This is a genomic window from Streptomyces gilvosporeus, assembly GCF_002082195.1.
Taxonomy (GTDB): domain Bacteria; phylum Actinomycetota; class Actinomycetes; order Streptomycetales; family Streptomycetaceae; genus Streptomyces; species Streptomyces gilvosporeus.
In genome coordinates this window covers 3,159,615-3,178,914 of the sequence record NZ_CP020569.1, presented here as the reverse complement: position 1 = coordinate 3,178,914, position 19,300 = coordinate 3,159,615, and the positions used below count along the sequence as shown (strand labels likewise).

General features: G+C 71.0%; 18 protein-coding genes. 10 read left to right on the top strand and 8 right to left on the bottom strand.

Annotated features, from left to right (window positions below; all coding sequences use genetic code 11):
- Positions 1–25 precede the first annotated feature (25 nt).
- Positions 26–2,773, bottom strand: coding sequence for a pyruvate dehydrogenase (acetyl-transferring), homodimeric type (gene aceE, locus B1H19_RS14035; protein WP_083105075.1), 2,748 nt, complete (start codon positions 2,771–2,773; stop codon positions 26–28).
- Positions 2,774–3,298: 525 nt separating this feature from the next.
- Between aceE and B1H19_RS14030 the strand changes: the two genes are divergently transcribed.
- The 6 genes from B1H19_RS14030 to B1H19_RS14005 all read left to right on the top strand — a co-directional run bounded on the left by B1H19_RS14030 (position 3,299) and on the right by B1H19_RS14005 (position 7,838).
- Positions 3,299–3,721, top strand: coding sequence for a DUF3052 domain-containing protein (locus B1H19_RS14030; RefSeq protein WP_030068394.1), 423 nt, complete (start codon positions 3,299–3,301; stop codon positions 3,719–3,721).
- Between the two features lie 147 nt (positions 3,722–3,868).
- The gene (locus B1H19_RS14025; RefSeq protein ID WP_083105074.1) at positions 3,869–4,327 is read left to right on the top strand and encodes a peroxiredoxin; all 459 of its coding nucleotides are present in this window, start codon (positions 3,869–3,871) and stop codon (positions 4,325–4,327) included.
- Positions 4,328–4,505: 178 nt separating this feature from the next.
- Entirely contained in the window at positions 4,506–5,081 is a 576-nt protein-coding gene (locus tag B1H19_RS14020; RefSeq protein WP_030068391.1) for a TerD family protein, read from the top strand.
- A gap of 128 nt (positions 5,082–5,209) precedes the next feature.
- A complete protein-coding gene (locus B1H19_RS14015; protein ID WP_083105073.1) occupies positions 5,210–5,785 on the top strand; it encodes a TerD family protein in 576 nt (191 codons plus the stop codon).
- A gap of 52 nt (positions 5,786–5,837) precedes the next feature.
- Positions 5,838–6,995 (top strand): DUF475 domain-containing protein, encoded by a 1,158-nt coding sequence (locus B1H19_RS14010; protein WP_083105072.1) that lies wholly within the window; start codon positions 5,838–5,840, stop codon positions 6,993–6,995.
- Between the two features lie 99 nt (positions 6,996–7,094).
- A complete protein-coding gene (locus tag B1H19_RS14005; RefSeq protein WP_083105071.1) occupies positions 7,095–7,838 on the top strand; it encodes a TerD family protein in 744 nt (247 codons plus the stop codon).
- Between the two features lie 35 nt (positions 7,839–7,873).
- Here the strand turns inward: B1H19_RS14005 and B1H19_RS14000 are convergent, their stop codons facing one another.
- Positions 7,874–8,947 (bottom strand): TerD family protein, encoded by a 1,074-nt coding sequence (locus B1H19_RS14000; protein WP_083105070.1) that lies wholly within the window; start codon positions 8,945–8,947, stop codon positions 7,874–7,876.
- Between the two features lie 218 nt (positions 8,948–9,165).
- Between B1H19_RS14000 and B1H19_RS13995 the strand changes: the two genes are divergently transcribed.
- The 4 genes from B1H19_RS13995 (at position 9,166) to B1H19_RS13980 (ending at position 14,406) form a co-directional block, all read left to right on the top strand.
- A complete protein-coding gene (locus tag B1H19_RS13995; RefSeq protein ID WP_083105069.1) occupies positions 9,166–10,338 on the top strand; it encodes an HpcH/HpaI aldolase/citrate lyase family protein in 1,173 nt (390 codons plus the stop codon).
- Positions 10,339–10,365: 27 nt separating this feature from the next.
- On the top strand, positions 10,366–12,879 hold the full coding sequence (locus tag B1H19_RS13990; RefSeq protein WP_237289289.1) for a phosphoribosyltransferase: 2,514 nt from the start codon (positions 10,366–10,368) through the stop codon (positions 12,877–12,879).
- Positions 12,876–13,685, top strand: a complete 810-nt coding sequence (locus B1H19_RS13985; protein ID WP_083105068.1) for an HAD family hydrolase — start codon at positions 12,876–12,878, stop codon at positions 13,683–13,685. The genes B1H19_RS13990 and B1H19_RS13985 overlap by 4 nt, the downstream gene beginning before the upstream one ends.
- A 61-nt stretch (positions 13,686–13,746) precedes the next feature.
- A complete protein-coding gene (locus B1H19_RS13980) occupies positions 13,747–14,406 on the top strand; it encodes an O-methyltransferase (protein ID WP_083105067.1) in 660 nt (219 codons plus the stop codon).
- A gap of 37 nt (positions 14,407–14,443) precedes the next feature.
- Here B1H19_RS13980 and B1H19_RS13975 read toward each other — a convergent pair whose 3' ends face one another.
- The 6 genes from B1H19_RS13975 to B1H19_RS13950 form a co-directional block, all read right to left on the bottom strand.
- A complete protein-coding gene (locus B1H19_RS13975; RefSeq protein WP_083105066.1) occupies positions 14,444–14,656 on the bottom strand; it encodes an FmdB family zinc ribbon protein in 213 nt (70 codons plus the stop codon).
- 24 nt (positions 14,657–14,680) lie between these two features.
- A complete protein-coding gene (locus tag B1H19_RS13970) occupies positions 14,681–15,688 on the bottom strand; it encodes a sugar kinase (protein WP_261340963.1) in 1,008 nt (335 codons plus the stop codon).
- Positions 15,685–16,305 carry a bifunctional 4-hydroxy-2-oxoglutarate aldolase/2-dehydro-3-deoxy-phosphogluconate aldolase gene (locus B1H19_RS13965; protein WP_083109622.1) on the bottom strand — a complete coding sequence of 207 codons (621 nt, stop codon included), beginning with the start codon at positions 16,303–16,305 and terminating at the stop codon, positions 15,685–15,687. Before B1H19_RS13965 ends, B1H19_RS13970 begins: the two co-directional genes overlap by 4 nt.
- A 35-nt stretch (positions 16,306–16,340) precedes the next feature.
- Positions 16,341–17,486, bottom strand: a complete 1,146-nt coding sequence (dgoD, locus tag B1H19_RS13960; RefSeq protein WP_083105065.1) for a galactonate dehydratase — start codon at positions 17,484–17,486, stop codon at positions 16,341–16,343.
- Positions 17,487–17,612: 126 nt separating this feature from the next.
- Complete coding sequence (locus B1H19_RS13955) at positions 17,613–18,317, bottom strand: FadR/GntR family transcriptional regulator (RefSeq protein WP_083105064.1); 705 nt, start codon at positions 18,315–18,317, stop codon at positions 17,613–17,615.
- Positions 18,318–18,461: 144 nt separating this feature from the next.
- Entirely contained in the window at positions 18,462–19,226 is a 765-nt protein-coding gene (locus B1H19_RS13950) for a DUF4383 domain-containing protein (protein ID WP_083105063.1), read from the bottom strand.
- Between the last annotated feature and the right edge of the window lie 74 nt (positions 19,227–19,300).

Below are 19,300 nucleotides of genomic sequence, written 5' to 3'. Positions count from 1 at the left end.
CATGATGCGGTGTGCCGTCCGGGCGTTACGCGTCGCCGCCGGCCTCGCCGGCCTCGGCCGCCGCGACGTCCAGGAGCTGGTATCGGTCGATCGCCTGCTTCAGCAGCGACCGGTCGACCTTGCCCTCCTTGGCGAGCTCGGTGAGCACACCCAGGACGATCGACTGCGCGTCGATGTGGAAGAAGCGACGGGCCGCGCCACGGGTGTCCGCGAAGCCGAAGCCGTCGGCGCCCAGCGACTGGTAGGTGCCCGGGACCCAGCGGGCGATCTGGTCCGGGACGGCACGCATCCAGTCCGAGACCGCGACCTTCGGGCCCTCGGCGCCCTGGAGCTTCTGCGTCACGTAGGGGACGCGCTGGTCCTCCTCCGGGTGCAGCAGGTTGTGCTCCTCGACCGCCACGGCCTCACGGCGCAGCTCGTTCCAGGAGGTCGCCGACCACACGTCCGCCTTGACGTTCCACTCGTCCGCGAGGATCCGCTGGGCCTCGACCGCCCACGGGACCGCCACGCCGGAGGCCAGGATCTGGGCGGCGTGTTCGCCCTTCTCGCCGGCGCTGACGCGGTGCAGACCCTTGAGGATGCCGTCGACGTCGACGTCGGCCGGCTCCGCCGGGTGCTGGATCGGCTCGTTGTAGACGGTGAGGTAGTAGAAGACGTCCTCGCCCGGCTTGCCGTCCGGGGTCTCGCCGTACATCCGGCGCAGACCGTCCTTGACGATGTGCGCGATCTCGTAGCCGTAGGCCGGGTCGTAGGCGACACAGGCCGGGTTGGTCGACGCCAGCAGCTGGGAGTGGCCGTCGGCGTGCTGGAGACCCTCACCGGTCAGCGTCGTACGGCCGGCGGTGGCGCCGAGCACGAAGCCGCGCGACAGCTGGTCGGCCATCTGCCAGAACTGGTCACCGGTGCGCTGGAAGCCGAACATCGAGTAGAAGACATAGACCGGGATCAGCGGCTCGCCGTGCGTGGCGTAGGACGAGCCCGCCGCGATCAGGGAGGCCGTGCAGCCCGCCTCCGTGATGCCGTCGTGCAGCATCTGGCCGGTCGGCGACTCCTTGTACGCCAGGAGCAGTTCGCGGTCCACGGACTCGTACTGCTGGCCCAGCGGGTTGTAGATCTTCGCCGAGGGGAAGAACGCGTCCATGCCGAAGGTGCGGTACTCGTCGGGCGCGATCGGCACGAAGCGCTTGCCGATCTCCTTGTCCCGCATGAGGTCCTTCAGGATGCGGACGAACGCCATGGTCGTGGCGATCTTCTGCTGGCCCGAGCCCTTCTTGGCGCCCGCGTAGGCCTTGTCGTCCGGCAGCGGCAGCGGCTTGGCCCGCACGACACGGGTCGGCACATAGCCGCCCAGCGCCTTGCGGCGGTCGTGCATGTACTGGATCTCTTCGGAGTTCCGGCCCGGGTGGTAGTACGGCGGCAGGCCGTCCTCGAGGTCCTTGTCCGGGATCGGCAGGTGCAGCCGGTCGCGGAAGCCCTTGAGGTCTGCGACGGTCAGCTTCTTCATCTGGTGGGTCGCGTTGCGGCCCTCGAAGTTCGGGCCGAGCGTCCAGCCCTTGACGGTCTGCGCGAGGATCACCGTCGGCTGGCCCTTGTGGGCCTTGGCCGCCGCATACGCCGCGTAGATCTTCTTGTGGTCGTGACCGCCACGGCCCAGGTGCAGGATCTGGTCGTCGGTCATGCCCTCGACCATGGTGCGCAGGCGCTGGTCGTCGCCGAAGAAGTGCTCGCGGATGTACGCGCCGGTCTCGGTGGCGTACGTCTGGAACTGGCCGTCGGGCGTGCTGTTGAGCTTGTTGACCAGGATGCCGTCGCGGTCCTGCGCGAGCAGCGGGTCCCAGCTGCGGTCCCACACCAGCTTGATGACGTTCCAGCCGGCGCCGCGGAACTGCGACTCCAGCTCCTGCATGATCTTGCCGTTGCCGCGGACCGGGCCGTCGAGGCGCTGGAGGTTGCAGTTGACGACGAAGGTCAGGTTGTCCAGGCCCTCACGGGCGGCGATGGACAGCTGGCCGAGCGACTCGGGCTCGTCCATCTCGCCGTCGCCCAGGTAGGCCCACACATGCGACGCGGAGGTGTCGGCGATGCCGCGGGCCTCCATGTAGCGGTTCATCCGAGCCTGGTAGATCGCGCCGAGGGGGCCGAGGCCCATCGAGACGGTCGGGAACTCCCAGAAGTCCGGCATCAGCCGCGGGTGCGGATAGCTGGACAGGCCGTAGGGCGCCTTCGACTTCTCCTGGCGGAACGCGTCGAGCTGCTCGGAGCTGAGCCGGTCGAGGAGATAGGCGCGGGCGTAGATGCCGGGGGAGGCGTGGCCCTGGAAGAAGACCTGGTCACCGCCGTCGCCCTCGTCCTTGCCCCGGAAGAAGTGGTTGAAGCCCACGTCGTAGAGCGAGGCGGAGGAGGCGAACGTGGCGATGTGGCCGCCGACGCCGATACCCGGGCGCTGGGCGCGGGAGACCATGACGGCTGCGTTCCACCGGGTGGCGTTCAGGACCCTGCGCTCGATCTCCTCGTTGCCCGGGAAGAACGGCTCGTCCTTGGTCGCGATGGTGTTGACGTAGTCCGTGCTGCGCATCTCGGGGACGGCCACGCGCTTCTCACGGGCCCGCTCGATCAGCCGGAGCATGAGGTAGCGGGCGCGTTCCCGGCCTCGCTCATCGACGGCTGCGTCGAGCGAGTCGAGCCATTCCTGGGTCTCTTCTGGATCGAAATCCGGGACCTGGCTGGGAAGGCCGCCAATGATGATCGGGTTTCGATCGGATCCGGAAGCCACGCTGTTCCTTCGGTGTTCGGTTCGTACCGTGCTCTGCACGCTATTGATGTGCGTGCGCGGACGAATGCTGTCTCTGCCTTGTGTCGCGCCGTCTTCCATCGTGTACCGAGTCACTGGGATACGTCATCTCTACCGTCGGGTAACCCCCCGCCGAGAGATGGGCGCTGGAAAGACCGATTCTCGGGTCGGCCAAATCGCAACCATACGCCCATGTCGGGGGTCCTTCGCGTACGGCCGTACGGCTCTCGAATCCGCACCCCGTCCGTATCCCGCGCGCCACCTGCGCCCCCCGATGGACCAGTCTCGCGCGAGTACCCGAGAAACCTGGCGAAACGCTGTGGCGTGAATCACTTCAGGCTGTCCTAATGGGGTCGTGGTTGCGGTGAGACGCGTCCAATCGTCACCGTTTCGGCGGTCTCGGCCGCCGGGTACTTGCGCGATCCGCCCGGCCCGTGTGGACTACGCCCAATGCTCCGCGCACGCGCGGGGTCCCAAAACTTTCCGAAAGATGACAGGAGGCAATCCGTGAGCGCGACCGCGGACCACGCGGAGGAGCGGACCAACCCTGCCGCCAGGCTGGGGTTCGAGCCCGGACAGGTGGTCCAGGAGATCGGCTACGACGACGACGTCGATCAGGATCTCCGCGAAGGCATTGAGGCCGTGATCGGCCAGGATCTCGTCGACGAGGACTACGACGACGTCGCCGACGTCGTGCTGCTGTGGTTCCGTGACGAAGACGGGGACCTCACGGACGCGCTGGTGGACGCCATCGGGCTGATCGACGAGGGCGGGCGGATCTGGCTGCTGACCCCCAAGACCGGCCGCGAGGGCTATATCGAGCCCAGCGACATCAATGAGGCCGCGCAGACCGCGGGTCTGTCCCAGACCAAGAGCATCAACGCGGCCAAGGACTGGACCGGCAGCCGCCTGGTCACCCCCAAGCGCTGAGCCACCCGGCCCCGCCACGCCCCGCCGAGCCCCCTCCGGCCTGTTCCGGAGGGGGCTCCGCGCTGTTCAGGAGCGGTTCCCGGGGAGTTCGGCGCGGCGCGTAGGGTTGGTCACGTCCAGTTGTGCGTGAGCGGAAGGGAAGCACCCATGGCGATCGAGGTCGGCACGAAGGCTCCGGATTTCGAGCTGAAGAACCAGCACGGCGAGCTGGTCAAGCTCTCCGACTTCCGCGGCGAGAAGGCCGTCGTCCTCCTCTTCTACCCCTTCGCCTTCACCGGCGTGTGCACCGGCGAGCTGTGCGCGCTCCGCGACGAGCTGCCCAAGTTCGCCAACGACGACGTCCAGCTGCTGGCCGTTTCCAACGACTCCCCGTTCTCGCTGCGCGTCTTCGCCGAGCAGGAGGGCCTGGAGTACCCGCTGCTCTCGGACTTCTGGCCGCACGGCGAGGTCTCGCGGGCGTACGGCGTCTTCGACGAGGACAAGGGCTGCGCGGTGCGCGGCACCTTCGTCATCGACAAGGAGGGCGTGGTGCGCTGGACGGTCGTCAACGGCCTGCCCGACGCCCGTGACCTGAACGACTACCTCAAGGCCCTCGACGCCCTCTGAGCCGTCGGCAGGGCTCCTGCGGGTGCCTCCGGGCGCCCGCAGGACCGGCATCCGTGTGCTTCCGAGTGCGATATCTGCAATCGGTGGGAACCCGTCACTAGGATCAATTCGTTGATCCGATGCCATGCACGATGGGGGCGGAAGTCTTTACGTACCCCTCGAATCTATGGGAGGACTCGTGGGAGTCAGCCTCAGCAAGGGCGGCAACGTCTCGCTGACGAAGGAAGCCCCCAACCTGACCGCCGTCCTTGTCGGCCTGGGCTGGGACGCCCGTACCACCACCGGTACGGACTTCGACCTGGACGCCAGCGCCCTGCTGACGAACGACCAGGGCAAGGTCGGCAACGACCAGAACTTCGTGTTCTTCAACAACCTGAAGAGCCCGGACGGTTCGGTCGAACACACCGGTGACAACACCACCGGTGAGGGCGAGGGCGACGACGAGGCGATCAAGGTGAACCTCGCCGGCGTGCCGGCCGATGTCCACAAGATCGTGTTCCCGGTGTCGATCTACGACGCCGAGACCCGTCAGCAGAGCTTCGGCCAGGTCCGCAACGCCTACATCCGCGTCGTCAACCAGGCCGACGGCAACGAGCTGGCGCGCTACGACCTGAGTGAGGACGCCTCGACCGAGACCGCCATGGTCTTCGGCGAGCTGTACCGCAACGGCGCGGAGTGGAAGTTCCGGGCCATCGGCCAGGGCTACGCCTCGGGGCTGCGCGGTATCGCGCAGGACTTCGGCGTCAACGTCTGAGCGAGCAGACAGACCGCACCCGGCGCCGTACACCCCGTCCGGGGAGTGCGGCGCCGGGCGCGCGTGGGAAGGGACGCGGGCCGGGCAGGAGCGCGGCCCGTACCGACACCGGGGAGGAAGCGAACACAATGGGCGTCACACTCGCCAAGGGGGGCAATGTCTCCCTGTCCAAGGCCGCGCCGAACCTTGCGCAGATCACGGTCGGCCTCGGCTGGGACGCGCGCTCCACCACAGGAGCGCCGTTCGACCTCGACGCCAGCGCCCTGCTGTGCCAGTCGGGCCGGGTGCTGGGGGACGAGTACTTCGTCTTCTACAACAACCTCAAGAGCCCCGAGGGCTCCGTCGAGCACACCGGTGACAACCTCACCGGCGAGGGGGAGGGCGACGACGAGTCGATCCTGGTGGACCTCACCGGGGTCCCCGAGCAGGTCGACAAGATCGTCTTTCCGGTCTCCATTCATGAGGCCGATGTGCGCGGCCAGAGCTTCGGCCAGGTCAGCAACGCGTTCATCCGCATCCTGAATCAGGCCGACGGCAGCGAGCTCGCCCGCTACGACCTCAGCGAGGACGCCGCCGGCGAAACCGCAATGATCTTCGGCGAGGTCTACCGCTACAACGGCGAATGGAAGTTCCGGGCCGTGGGACAGGGGTACGCGTCGGGCTTGCGGGGCATCGCTCTAGACTTCGGGGTCAACGTTTCGTAAAGCGCCGCGCGCTGCGCGCGGGGGACCCACACAGCGAGGGATTGGGTAGGCAGTGCTCCTGAAAACCTTTGGCTGGTCGTTCGCCATCACGGTGCTCGGCCTCGCCTTGGCCGGCGGTCTCTGGGGGTGGCAGGGGCTCGCGATTGTCGGGATCCTGTCCATCCTGGAGATTTCGCTCTCGTTCGACAATGCCGTCATCAACGCAGGAATCCTGCGCAAGATGAACGCCTTCTGGCAGAAGATCTTCCTGACGGTCGGCATCCTTGTCGCGGTATTCGGCATGCGGCTGGTCTTCCCGGTCGTCGTCGTCGCGATCACCGCGAAACTGGGGCCGATCGAGGCGGTCAATCTCGCCCTCAACGACAAGGCGCATTATCAGGAGCTGGTCACCAGCGCCCATCCGGCCATCGCGGCATTCGGCGGGATCTTCCTACTGATGATCTTCCTCGATTTCCTCTTCGAGGAGCGCGACCACAAATGGCTGGCGTGGATCGAGAAGCCGATGGCCAGGATGGGCAAGCTCGACATGCTCTCCGTCATCGTCGCGCTGGTCGTCCTGCTGGTGACCTCCATGACCGTGGCCACCGCCGCGGCGCACGGCGCCGGTGACAAGAGCGCCACGGTGCTGCTGTCGGGCGTCGCGGGCCTGATCACCTATCTCGTCGTCGGCGGTATCTCGGGCTACTTCGAGGACAAGCTGGAGGACGAAGAGGACGAGGACGGGGCGGGCGACGACGCGGAGGCTCGCGAGGCCGCCGTCGCGTCCGAGAAGAAGGGCGTCTCCACCGGCGCGGCCGTGGGCCTGGCCGGCAAGGCCGCGTTCTTCATGTTCCTCTACCTCGAGGTCATCGACGCATCGTTCTCCTTCGACGGCGTCATCGGGGCCTTCGCGATCACCAACGACATCTTCATGATGGCGCTGGGCCTGGGCATCGGCGCCATGTACATCCGCTCGCTGACCGTCTTCCTCGTCCGCAAGGGCACCCTGGACGACTACGTCTACCTGGAGCACGGCGCGCACTACGCGATCGGCGCCCTGGCGATCATCCTGCTCATCACGATCAAGTACGAGATCAGCGAGGTCATCACCGGCCTGATCGGTGTCGTCCTGATCGCGCTGTCCTTCCTCTCCTCCGTGGCGAAAAACCGCCGCGAGGGCAAGCCGGGGAACGAGGAGGGCTCCCGCCAGGAGGTCGCGTCCGGGGTGTGACGCGGCGCTGAATGAGGAACGCTCTCTGCGGGGCGGCCATGGGGTACGGACCTCGGGGCCGCCCCGCGGCAATTGGGGTCGAGCAATGGGGTGGGCAGGGTGTCGTTCCTGGGGAACTTGTGGCGCGGCGGGTCGGCGAAGTTCGACTTCGACAGCGGCGGGGCGTCGTACGTCGTCGAGCTGACCAAGCGGAACCCGGTCGTCTCGCTGACCAAGCAGGGGGCGGCCGTCGGGCATCTGCGGGTCAATCTGAGCTGGCAGATGCGGACCTCGGATTTCGACGAGCCGGGCCGTCAGCGCTCCGGCAGCCTGCTGCGGCACCCGGGCAAGCTGTTCAAGCCCGAGGTCGTCCAGGCACAGGGGCCGGCCATGGTCAATGTCGACCTGGACCTGGCCTGTATGTACGAGCTCAAGGACGGCACCAAGGGCGTCGTGCAGCCGCTGGGGAACTTCCTGGGCGACCTGAACGGCCCGCCCTTCGTGAAACTCAGCGGCGACGACCGGTTCGGTTCCGGGTCCGGCGAGACGCTGTACGTCAACCTGGACCACCGCGACGAGATCAAGCGGCTGCTGATCTTCGTCTACATCTACGACGGGACGCCCGCCTTCGACCGTACGCACGCGGTGGTGACGCTCTACCCGACCACCGGCCCGCGGATGGAGATCAAGCTCGACGAACGCGCGCCGCAGGCCCGGTCCTGCGCCGTCTTCATGCTGGAGAACGGCAAGGACGGCCTGACGGTGCGCCGCGAGGTGAAGTACGTCTACGGCTTCCAGGCGGAGCTCGACCGGCTCTATGGCTGGGGGCTCCAGTGGGGGCGGGGCTACAAGTCACAGGTCTGACGCCCTGAGCGGGGCCCGCCCCCTCGGAGGCGGGGCTACCGGCGCTGGAACTGCGGGCCCTGCGGCGGCAGGACGAAGGAGGGGTCCGGGATGAACGGCTGGTGCTGCGTCGGATAGCCGTACGTCGGCGCGGGCTGTTGCTGGGGCGGCTGCGGATAGCCGTAGGCGGACGGCGGAGGCTGCTGCGGGTAGACCGGCTGCTGGGGCGGCGGGCCCGGGTAGCCGTATCCGTAGGTCGGCTGGGCCGGGGGCTGCGGCGGCGGGGGCGGCACGTTCTGCGGGTAGCCGTAGCCGCCGGCCGGCGGCGGAGGGGCGGTCGGCGGCTGCGGGGGCATGGCGGACGGCTCCGCAGCCGGGTCCGGCATGTGCTGGGTGACGGCATCGGGGTCCGGTCCCGCGGACGGGGCGGCCGTCTGCTCGGGCCAGGCGCTGGGCGGCGGGGTGGTCGCGCTCGCGGGGGCCGCCGGAGGAGTGGGGGGCGCGGTCGAGACCTCCGGGGCCGCCGCCGGTGCCGCGACCGGCTCGGCGGACGGCGTCGCGGCCGAAGCAGCCGCCTCCGAGCCGTTCTCCTCCTCCACGGAGATCCCGAACTCGTTCGCCAGCCCCGTCAGCCCGCTCGCGTACCCCTGCCCCAGCGCCCGGAACTTCCAGCTGTCGGCCCGGCGGTAGAGCTCCCCGCAGATCAGCGCCGTCTCGTCGCCGGTGTCGGGCACCACATCGAAGACCGCGAGCGGATCGCCGCCGTCCGCCGCCGCGTCGTAGAGCATGATCCGCAGATCCGCGACCAGCCCGAAGGTGCCGCCGTCCGACGAAGCGGCCAGCACCACCCGTTCCACCGACGGTTCCAGCGGCGCCAGATCCGCCTCGATGGTCTCGGTCAGTCCCTCGGCGACCTGGGCCTTGGGCAGATGCCGGACCAGGCCGCTGGGATGCCGGGGCTGGTTGTAGAAGACGAAGTCCTCGTCGGAGCGCACGCGTCCGTCGGGCCCCACCAGCAGGGCCGAGGCATCGACATCGGGGACGCCGGCACCGGGCGTCCAGCGCAGGACGGCCCGGACCGCCGTGGCGTCGAGGGGTACGTTCGACCCTTTCAGCATCGCGTGCGTCATGCCGCAATCCTGCCTTCCCGAAGGTCGCAGCGACAACGCGGGGGCCCGTCGGGCATCGTCGCGTCGCGCGCCCGGACACCCCGACGCCGCCTGGGGGATACGTGATTTTCACGTGCGCGGGAACTAACGACACCGCCCCGCACGTACGATTACCGGCTGGATCCAGACAGCGGGACGCAGCGGGGGCGCCGGGTCCCGCCTGTAGACGGGGGAGTTGCATGCGCCACTTCGGGCATCTTGCGCCGGACATGCGGAAGAGTTTGTTCCACAAGGAGCCGGCGGAGTTCACCGCCGATGCCCCGGCCCGTACGCTCGCCGCCGCCCTGGGTGCCACGCTCTACAGCCCCGCCACCCGCCCGCGGCTCGCCGTCGACGTCCGCAAGCAGGCCGGCCGGGGCGTGATGTCCATGGTGCTGTGTCTGGAGGATTCCATCGGGGACGGCGATGTGGCGGCCGGCGAGGAGAATCTCGTCCGGCAGCTCGGCCTGCTGGACGAGGCGGCCGCCGCGGGCGCGGATCTGCCGCTGCTGTTCATACGGGTCCGCGAACCGGCTCAGATTCCCGATCTGGTGCGCCGAATAGGTCCAGCCGTGCGCATATTGTCCGGGTTCGTCCTGCCGAAGTTCACCGCCGAGCGCGGAGCGCCCTTCCTGGAGGCGCTGACCGCGGCCGAATCGGCCTGCGCGCGGCGGCTGTTCGCGATGCCGGTGCTCGAATCCCCGCAGCTGCTGCATCTGGAGAGCCGGGCCGAGACCCTCCGGGGCATCGCCGAAACCGTCGACGCCCACCGCGACCGCGTGCTCGCCCTGCGGCTCGGCGTCACGGACTTCTGCTCGGCCTACGGGCTGCGCAGGGCACCGGACATGACGGCCTACGACGTCCACCTCGTCGCCTCCGTGATCGCCGATGTGGTCAATGTGCTGGGCCGCGCGGACGGCACCGGCTTCACGATCACCGGCCCGGTGTGGGAGTACTTCCGGCTGCACGAGCGGATGTTCAAACCGCAGCTGCGCCGCAGCCCCTTCCTCGGCCGGGCCGAGGAGCTGCGCACGGCACTGATCGAGCACGACATGGACGGGCTGCTGCGCGAGATCGAACTGGACCGGGCCAACGGCCTCCAGGGCAAGACCTGCATCCACCCCTCCCATGTCGCCCCGGTGCACGCCCTCTCGGTCGTCAGCCACGAGGAGTTCAGCGACGCGACCGACATCCTGCGGCCCGAACGCGGCGACGGCGGCGTCCTGCGCTCCGCCTACACCAACAAGATGAACGAAGTGAAGCCGCACCGCGCCTGGGCCGAGCGCACCCTGCTGCGCGCCGAGGCGTTCGGCGTCGCCCGCGAGGGCATCGGCTTCGTGGAACTGCTCACGGCGAGCGTTCCGCAGACCTGAGATCCGGCGGTGGACATGGACGAAACGATGGAGACGACCGAGCGCGTGGTGTGGACCGGAGACTGGGTGGCCGAGCGGCTCGGCGTGTCGCTGAGCGGCGGCGGCGATCTGCCGGAGCTGCTGGGCCTGGCGCTGCGGCGCAACCCGAAGCGGGCCCATCTGCTGGTGTCGAACGTGCTGGGCAAGCACGTCCCGCAGCGGCCCGGTGCGGTCCACGGCGCCGGCCACGGGCTGGGGCGCCGGGTGCGCGAGCTGCTGGGTGACGAAGCCGCCGCCCGCTCCGTCGTCCTGGGCTACGCGGAGACCGCCACCGGCCTGGGGCACTCCGTCGCCGACGGCCTGGCGCTCGCGCCGTATCTGCACTCCACCCGGCGGCCGGTGCCCGGCGTCGCTGCGGTGGGCGGCTTCGAGGAGGAGCACAGCCACGCCACCTCGCATCTGCTGCTCCCGGAGGACCCGGACCTGCTCGCCGGGGACGGGCCGCTGGTGCTCGTCGACGACGAGTTCTCCACCGGCCGCACCGTCCTCAACACCATCGCGGCGCTGCATGCGCGCTTTCCCCGCGAGCGGTACGTGGTCGTCGCGCTGGTCGACATGCGCTCGGACGCCGACCGCCGCCATCTGGAGAAGTTCGCCGCGGACCTGGGCGCCCGCGTCGACCTGATCTCCCTGGCCGCGGGCGGCGTACGGCTCCCGGCGGACGTCCTTGCGCGGGGGCGGGAACTCGTCGCCGCCCATGAGGACGCCGGATCCCCGTCGCCGCCGGCCCCGTCGCCGCCGTCCGGCCGCGGTGTCGACCCCGTACGGGTCGACCTCGGCTGGCCCGCCGGGCTGCCCGACGGCGGGCGGCACGGCTTCACACCGGCCCACCGCGCCCGCCTGGAGGCGGCCCTGCCGGAAATGGCGGCCCGCCTCGCCGGCCGGCTGGCGGGCGCCCGCCGCATCCTCGTCCTCGGCAACGAAGAGCTGATGTACGCGCCGGTGCGCCTAGCCGAGGCCCTGGACGCCCGCCTCGCCGCCACGGCCCCGCCCCACGACGCCCCCGCAGTCCGCTTCTCGACCACCACCCGGTCCCCGGTGCTCGCCGTGGACGACCCCGGCTACGCGATACGCACCCGGCTGTCCTTCCCCGCCCACGACCGGCCGGCCGACGGCCCCGGGGAGCGCTACGCGTACAACGTCGCGCCCGGTGGCGACCCGGCGCGCCGCTTCGACGCCATCGTGGCCGTGGTCGACTCCGCGGGGGACGGCCCCGAACTGCACGCCCCCGGCGGCCTCCTGGACCGCCTCGCCGGCCACACCGACCGGCTGCTGCTCGCCGTCATCCCCTCGTACGCCCCGCAAGGCGCGTGCGCGCCGCACGACTCGCACACCCCGCAAGAACAGGCCCGCCCCATGCCCCTGCCCGAGCCGCTGCGCGGCCCCGCCTTCTCCTCGTACGCCGCCGAGGAGGTCGGCTGGCTGCTCCAGGACCTCTCCGACGTCACGCTGGAGGCGCCCACCGAGGAGCGCGAGGAGGCGATTCAGAGCGGCGGCGCCCACTACGCCGAATCGCTGCCCGTCGAATACCAGCCGAGCGAGCAGTACCAGGCGCTGTTCCACAGCGCGTTGGGGACCTCGGCGCGCCGGATCGCGCAGGCCGTGGGGACCGTCACCGAGACCGTGCTCGCCGAGCGGACCAAGAGCCCGGTGCTGGTGTCGCTGGCGCGGGCCGGGACACCGGTCGGGGTGCTGATGCGCCGCTGGGCGCGGCATGCACACGGTCTGGACCTGCCGCACTACGCCGTCTCCATCGTCCGCGGCCGGGGCATCGACACCACCGCACTGCGCTGGCTGGCCGCCCACCACGACCCGGCCGACGTCGTCTTCGTGGACGGCTGGACGGGCAAGGGCGCCATCACCCGCGAACTCGCCCGCGCCCTCGCGGACTTCCCCGGCTTCGACCCGCGGATCGCGGTGCTCGCCGACCCCGGCGGCTGCGTCGAGACCTACGGCACCCGCGACGACTTCCTCATCCCGTCCGCCTGCCTCAACTCCACCGTCTCCGGCCTCATATCGCGCACCGTGCTGCGCGACGACCTGGTGGGCCCGGACGACTTCCACGGCGCCAAGTTCTACCGCGAGCTGACCGGCGCCGATGTGTCGAAAGCCTTCCTCGACGCGGTCGGCGCGCATTTCGACGAGGTCGCCGAGGACGTCGCCGCGCGGGTCGAGGAGCTGGCCGCCGCCGACCGCACGCCCACCTGGGAGGGCTGGGCGGCCGTCGAACGGATCAGCGCGGAGTACGGCATCCACGACGTCAATCTCGTCAAGCCCGGCGTCGGCGAGACCACCCGCGTCCTGCTGCGGCGGGTGCCGTGGAAGATCCTCGCCCAGCGCGGCGCCGGCGACGATCTCGCCCATGTGCGCCTCCTGGCGGAACAGCGCGGCGTGCCCGTCGAAGAGGTCGACGGCCTGCCCTACACCTGCGTCGGGCTGATCCACCCCCGCTTCACCCGCGGGGCCACCGGCGCCGACGGCAAGGCGGTGGCCTCCCGATGAACGCCCTCGTCGCCAGCGACCTCGACCGCACCCTGATCTATTCGGCCGCCGCGCTGGACCTCGCCATGCCGGACGCCGAGGCCCCCCGCCTGCTGTGCGTCGAGACGTACGAGCGCAGGCCGCTGTCCTATATGACGGAGACGGCGGCCGCGCTGCTCGCCGACCTGGCCGCCCACACCACCTTCGTGCCGACCACCACCCGCACCCGGGAACAGTACGGACGCATCCATCTCCCGGGCCCGGCCCCGGAGTTCGCGATCTGCGCCAACGGCGGCCATCTCCTCGTACGAGGCGAGTCGGACCCCGACTGGCAGCGCGCCGTCGCCCGGCGCCTGGCCGCGCAGTGCGCGCCGCTCGCCGAGATCCGCGGACATCTCGTCCGCACCGCCGATCCGGCCTGGCTGCTCAAGGAGCGGGTGGCCGAGGACCTCTTCGCCTACCTCGTCGTCGAGCGGCCGCTGCTGCCCGACACCTGGGTGAAGGACCTCACCGGCTGGGCAGCGGAACGCGGCTGGACCGTGTCGTTGCAGGGCCGCAAGATCTACGCCGTACCGAAGCCGCTCACCAAGGGCGCCGCCGTCGCGGAGGTGGCCCGCCGCACCGGCGCGTCCGCGGTCCTGGCGGCCGGCGACTCCTTGCTCGACGCCGATCTGCTGCTCGCGGCGGACCGCGGATGGCGGCCGGGACACGGTGAGCTGGCGGACACCGGCTGGCAGGCCCCGCATGTCACGGCGCTCGCGGAGCGCGGTGTCGCGGCCGGCGAGGAGATCGTCCGGGCGTTCCTCCGCGGCGCCGCAACGCCGTAGGGCGCCGGCGGCATCGGGGCACGGTGACGGGGGAAGAGTGAAGCCGACAGGAGGAGACCCAGTGACCAAGCCCAAGACCACACCGATCACTCCCGAGCTGTACGACTACGTCCTCGCCCACAATCCGCCGCTGGACGCCGTGCAGCGCGACCTGGTGGAGCAGACGCACCGGCTGTTCCCGGACGCGGCGGTGATGCAGTCGGCACACGAGCAGGGGCCGCTGCTGGCGTTCCTGGCCCGGCTGATCGACGCGCGGCACATCGTCGAGGTGGGGACGTTCACCGGCTTCTCGGCCCTGGCGATGGCCCAGGCGCTGCCCAAGGACGGCACGCTGATCGCCTGCGACATCTCCGAGGAATGGACCGCCCACGCCCGGCGGGCCTGGGAACAGGCCGGGGTGGCGGACCGCATCGATCTGCGTATCGCCCCCGCGCTGGACACCCTGCGGGCGCTGCCGGCCGAACCGCATATCGACCTCGTCTACCTCGACGCGGACAAGCCCGGCTACATCGCGTACTGGGAGGAACTGGTGCCCCGGGTGCGGCCCGGCGGCCTGATCGTCGCGGACAACGTCCTCTACAGCGGCCAGGTCGCCGATCCGGCGGCGACCGGATCGGCGTGGGCGATCCGCGAGTTCAACGACCATGTGCGGGCCGATGAGCGCATGGAGGCGGTGATGCTCACGGTGGCGGACGGGGTGACGGTGGCCCGCAAGCGCTAGCGGGCCCGCCGTGAACCGTCGGGCCCGCCGTGCACGCTCAGCCGCAGCAGCCGCCCCCGCAGCAGCCTCCGCTTCCGCCACCGGCGGGCGCGGGGGCCGAGGCGGAGCCGCCGACGGCGACCGCGGACAGCAGCTTGACGGTGTCCTCGTGGCCGTCGGGGCAGACGGCCGGGGCGGAGGACTCGGCCATCGGCCGGTTCAGCTCGAAGGTGGTGCCACAGGGACGGCACCGGTATTCGTAACGAGGCATGGCCACAGGTTAGCCGCGGTGCGGTCAGCGCACGACCGTACCGGGCGGTGCGCCCAGCAGGCCCAGCTCCGCGCGGGTCGGGGCGCCCTCCCAGTCCCCCGGGGAGGCGACCGCGAAGGCACCGGTGGTGACCGCCCGCTCCAGACGTTCCTCCAGGTCGGCGCCGTCCAGCAGGGCCGAGAGATAGCCCGCCACGAAGGCGTCGCCCGCGCCCACGGCGTCCACGGCCCGTACGGGGCGGGCGGGCCGGTGCAGTGAACCGTCGCCGGTGAAGGCCGTCGCGCCCGCCGGGCCCCGTTTGACCACGACCTCGCCGACGCCCCGCGCCAGCAGCGGCGCCGCCTGCGCGGCGAGGGCGGCGACCGGATCCGCCTGCGCCGCCCGCTCCGCGTCCTGCTCGGCCGGAGGCAGACACAGGGACAGCTCGTCCTCGGAGGCGATCAGCACATCGACCGAGGGAACCCACTCGCGCAGGACCGCCGCGGCCCGCTCCGCGGTCCACAGCCGGGACCGGAAGTTGACGTCGAGACAGACCAACGCACCCTGCTGTCGGGCGAGTTGGAGGGCGTGTCGGCTCGCGGACAGCGGGTCCGGGCCGAGGGCGGGAGTGATGCCGGTCAGATGCAGGACGCGCGGCGGGGCCGCAGAGAAGGCCCGCTCGACCGCGTCCGCCCGGAGGCGGGAACCGGCCGACCCCGCGCGGTAGTAGTGCACCCGGGTGACCTCGGGGAGCCGCGGCTCGAAGAGGATCAGGCCGGTCGGCGCATCCGGGTCGGCCGCCGCGCCGGCGACGTCGACGCCTTCGGCCCGCAGCGTACGGAGCACCAGCGCCCCGGCCTCGTCGGCGCCCACCGCGCCCGCCCACCGCACCCGGTGGCCGAGCCGGGACAGGCCGATCGCGACATTGCTCTCCGCACCGGCGACGGAGACCTGCATCGTGCCGCCGAGCCTGAGGGGGCCGCTGCCGCGCAGGGCGACCATGGTCTCCCCGAAGGTCAGGACATCCGTCCCGGCCCGCCCCTGCCCGCTCACAGGGCACACGCCGCACGGAAGTCCGCCGCGCGCCGACGCAGCGCATCCAGGTCGCCGCCGTCCGCCGCGTCCCCGATCAGCGGCGCGCCGACGCCCACCGCCACCGCCCCGGCCGCGAAGTACGCGCCCGCCGCGGCCGCGTCCACCCCGCCGACCGGCACGAACGGCAGCTCAGGGAAGGGCGCGCGCAGCGCCCGCAGATAGTCCGGCCCGCCGACGGAGGCCGGGAAGAGCTTGAGCGCGGAGACCCCCAGGGCGTCGGCCGCGATCACCTCGGAGGGCGTCAGCACCCCGGCGAGCGTGGGCAGCCCCTGCCGTACGGATTCCGCCAGCCCCTCCCCGAGACCGGGCGTGACCACCAGATTCGCGCCCGCCTCGGCGGCCCGCCGGGCGTCGGACGCGGTCAGCACGGTACCGGCGCCCAGCCAGGCGGCATCGCCGAGTTCGGCCCGCGCCCGCCGCAGGACCGTCAGGGCGTCGCGCCCGACCAGCGAGACCTCGACCAGCGGAATACCCTCCTCCGCCAGGGTCATGACCGTACGGAAAGACGCCTCCGCATCCCGGCCCCGGATGATGGCGACCAGCCGCTCGGCCCGGAGCGCCGTGCTGAGGTCCATCGGATTCCTCCACTCGTCGAGCTCGGATTCCCCGGTCACCATTCTGCGAACGCGCCGTCCTCATGGCGCCAGACGGGGTTGCGCCAGGCGTGCCCTTTCTCGTCGGCCGCGCGCACGGCGGCCTCGTCCACCTCCACCCCGAGTCCCGGCCGGTCGGTGCGCAGCAGCGTTCCGCCGCGGAAGCGGAACGGTTCCGGATCGACGACGTAGTCCAGCAGCTCGGCCCCCCGGTTGTAGTGGATGCCGAGGGACTGCTCCTGGATGAGGAAGTTCGGCGTGGTGAAGGCGATCTGGAGACTGGCTGCCAGCGCGACGGGGCCGAGCGGGCAGTGCGGGGCGAGCTGGGCCCCGTACACCTCGGCCAGGGCGGCGATCCGGCGCAGCTCGGAGATGCCGCCGGCATGCGAGACGTCGGGCTGGAGGATCGACACGCCGGATTCGAGCGGCGTCAGGAACTCACGGCGGGTGTAGAGACGTTCACCCAGTGCAAGGGGGACGGGGGAGGAGTTCACAAGATCATGAAGCACCTGCGGGTAGTCGCAGAGCACGGGTTCCTCGACGAACATCGGCGCGGCCTCGGCCAGCAGCGGAAGCAGCCGACGGGCGTTGGCGGGGGAGACCCGCCCGTGGAAGTCGAGCCCGAAGTCCCGCTCGTCGCCGAGGACTTCGCGGGCGGTCTCGGCGCGCCGCAGACACGCCCGTACCTCGGCGCGGGTGGCCACCGGGGTCATCCGGCCGCAGCCGTTCATCTTGACGGCCGTGAAGCCCGCCTCGATCTGGCCGGTCAGCGCGTCCCGGAGGGCAGCGGGCTCATCGCCGCCGATCCAGGCGTAGGCGCGGACCGCGTCCCGTACGGGCCCGCCGAGCAACTGGTGGACGGGGACGCCGCAGCGCTTCCCCTTGATGTCCCACAGCGCCTGGTCCAGCCCGGCGACGGCGGACGACAGGACCGGCCCGCCCCGGTAGAAGCCGCCCTTGGTCATGACCTGCCAGTGGTCCTCGATACGCGACGGGTCCCGCCCCAGCAGATACTCCGACAGCACCTCGACGGCCGCCCGCACCGGTTCGGCCCGCCCCTCGACGACCGGTTCGCCCCAGCCGACGACACCCTCGTCGGTCTCCACCCGGACGAACATCCAGCGCGGCGGGGCGAGGAACGTCTCGATGCGGCTGATCTTCATGGAACGGACCGTCCTTCCGGCGCCGGATGCCTACGCCACCTCCTGCCCGCGTCCCGCCGCGCCGCAACCACGGTCCTCCGGACGGCCGCACGGACGGCCCGGATCCCGTGGCGAGCGGCCGGCCGCCTACGGGTGGTCCAGCGCCGACTTGTCGAGCAGTTCGAGCATCGCCATATAGGCGCCGTCGACGTCCCGGTGGCGCACGGCCTCGACCACGGCGGCGTGGACGGCATGCGGATGCTCGACCTCCCCGCCCCCGGCATGCGCCTCCCGGACGCGCCGGACGAGAACGGGCACGATCACCCGGCGCAGCTGCGCATAGAAGCGGTTGTTCGACGCGAGCAGCATCGCCGTGTGGAAGGACGCATCGGCGCGGACGAGCAGCACCGGATCGTCGTCGGCGGCGGCCATCGCGTCGAGCGCGGCGTCGAGCGCCGCGAGGTCGTCGTCCGTACGGCGCTCCGCGGCGAGCCCGGCCGCAGCGGGCTCGATGGACCGGCGCAGCTCCAGCACGTCGGCGAAGAAATCGGACGAGGCGCCGGCCGCGAGCTTCCAGCGCAGTACGTCGCTGTCCAGGAGATTCCAGTCCTCGCGGCGGCGGACCACACCGTCGCCCTTCTGGCTCGCATCGACCAGCCCCTTGGCGTCCAGCACCTTGAGCGCCTCGCGCACCACGGTCTGGCTCACGTCCAGCTCCGCGGTCAGCTCCGGCAGCGCCAGGGTCTCGCCCTGCCCGTAGGTGCCGTCGAAGATGCGCCGGGCGAGCACTTCGGCGGTCGCCTTGTGCGTCCCGCGTCCGGCGGGCGAGTCGGCCTGCCCCGACTGCGTCATGCTGCTGCTCCCTGCTCCGGCCCCCTGCACCGCATCCGGCCGCCGCCCGCGCGGGCCCCGCTCGGGCCCACCGCCCGCCCAGCCGTCAGGGCGTACCGGGCCACGACCGCACTTCGGTACGCCCTGACGTCTTCCCGCCCCGGGTCACGACTCCTTGCTGCCGCTGCCGGTCCTGGTGTCGCCGCTGCCGGCCGCGGTGTGGTGGTGCGTCCCGGTGCCGCCGGCGGTTCGGCGGTGCGGGCCGGTGACGCTCGTACCGGGAGCGAGCGAACCGAGCCCGGCGTGCAGGGTGCCCTGGATCCGCGTACGGAACGACTGCCGCCCTGCCGTCATACCGGGCACGGCATGCAGTTCCCCGCGGTCGTATGCCTCCGCGTCCTCCGGGTGCCGGGCGCGCCAGTACGGGTTGTCCTGCGAGAGCCCGCCGCTCACCCGTCCGTACATCCCGAAGACCAGCAGCATCAGCCCGACCACGAAGCTGAAGAGGACGTTCTGGATCCGGAAGGCGAGGAAGTTCACGCTCGTCTGGAGCAGGGCCAGGTTCACAAACCCGCTGAGGAGGAACAGGGCGCCCCACACGATGTTGAGGGTGGAGGCGAAGTTGCCGCCGATGACCATGCCGGCGACGAGGATCGCCCCGACGACGATCGAGAGCACGCTCAGCGAGTCATTGGTGTTCAGCCCGGCAACGGTGTGGGCGCCGGTGTCGAAGAAGCCGATGTGATGGGTCAGACCGACGATGCCGAAGGCGATCAGCACCAGGCCCATCAGCCCCGCGCCGAGGCGGTAGACCTGGCTGAGCCGGTGATCCACCGGCAGATGCTCGTCGAGCCGCGTGTGTCGCCTCTTCACCCGGCGCAGCGGGTTGGCGGGCCCGTGCAGGATCGGATGGGTAGCCCCAGAAGCCATGTCCGGCCTCCTTCGCGCAGATGTCTCGCCTGGGCCGTACTTCACCCTCCAGCATCCGGCACGGGACGGCGTCA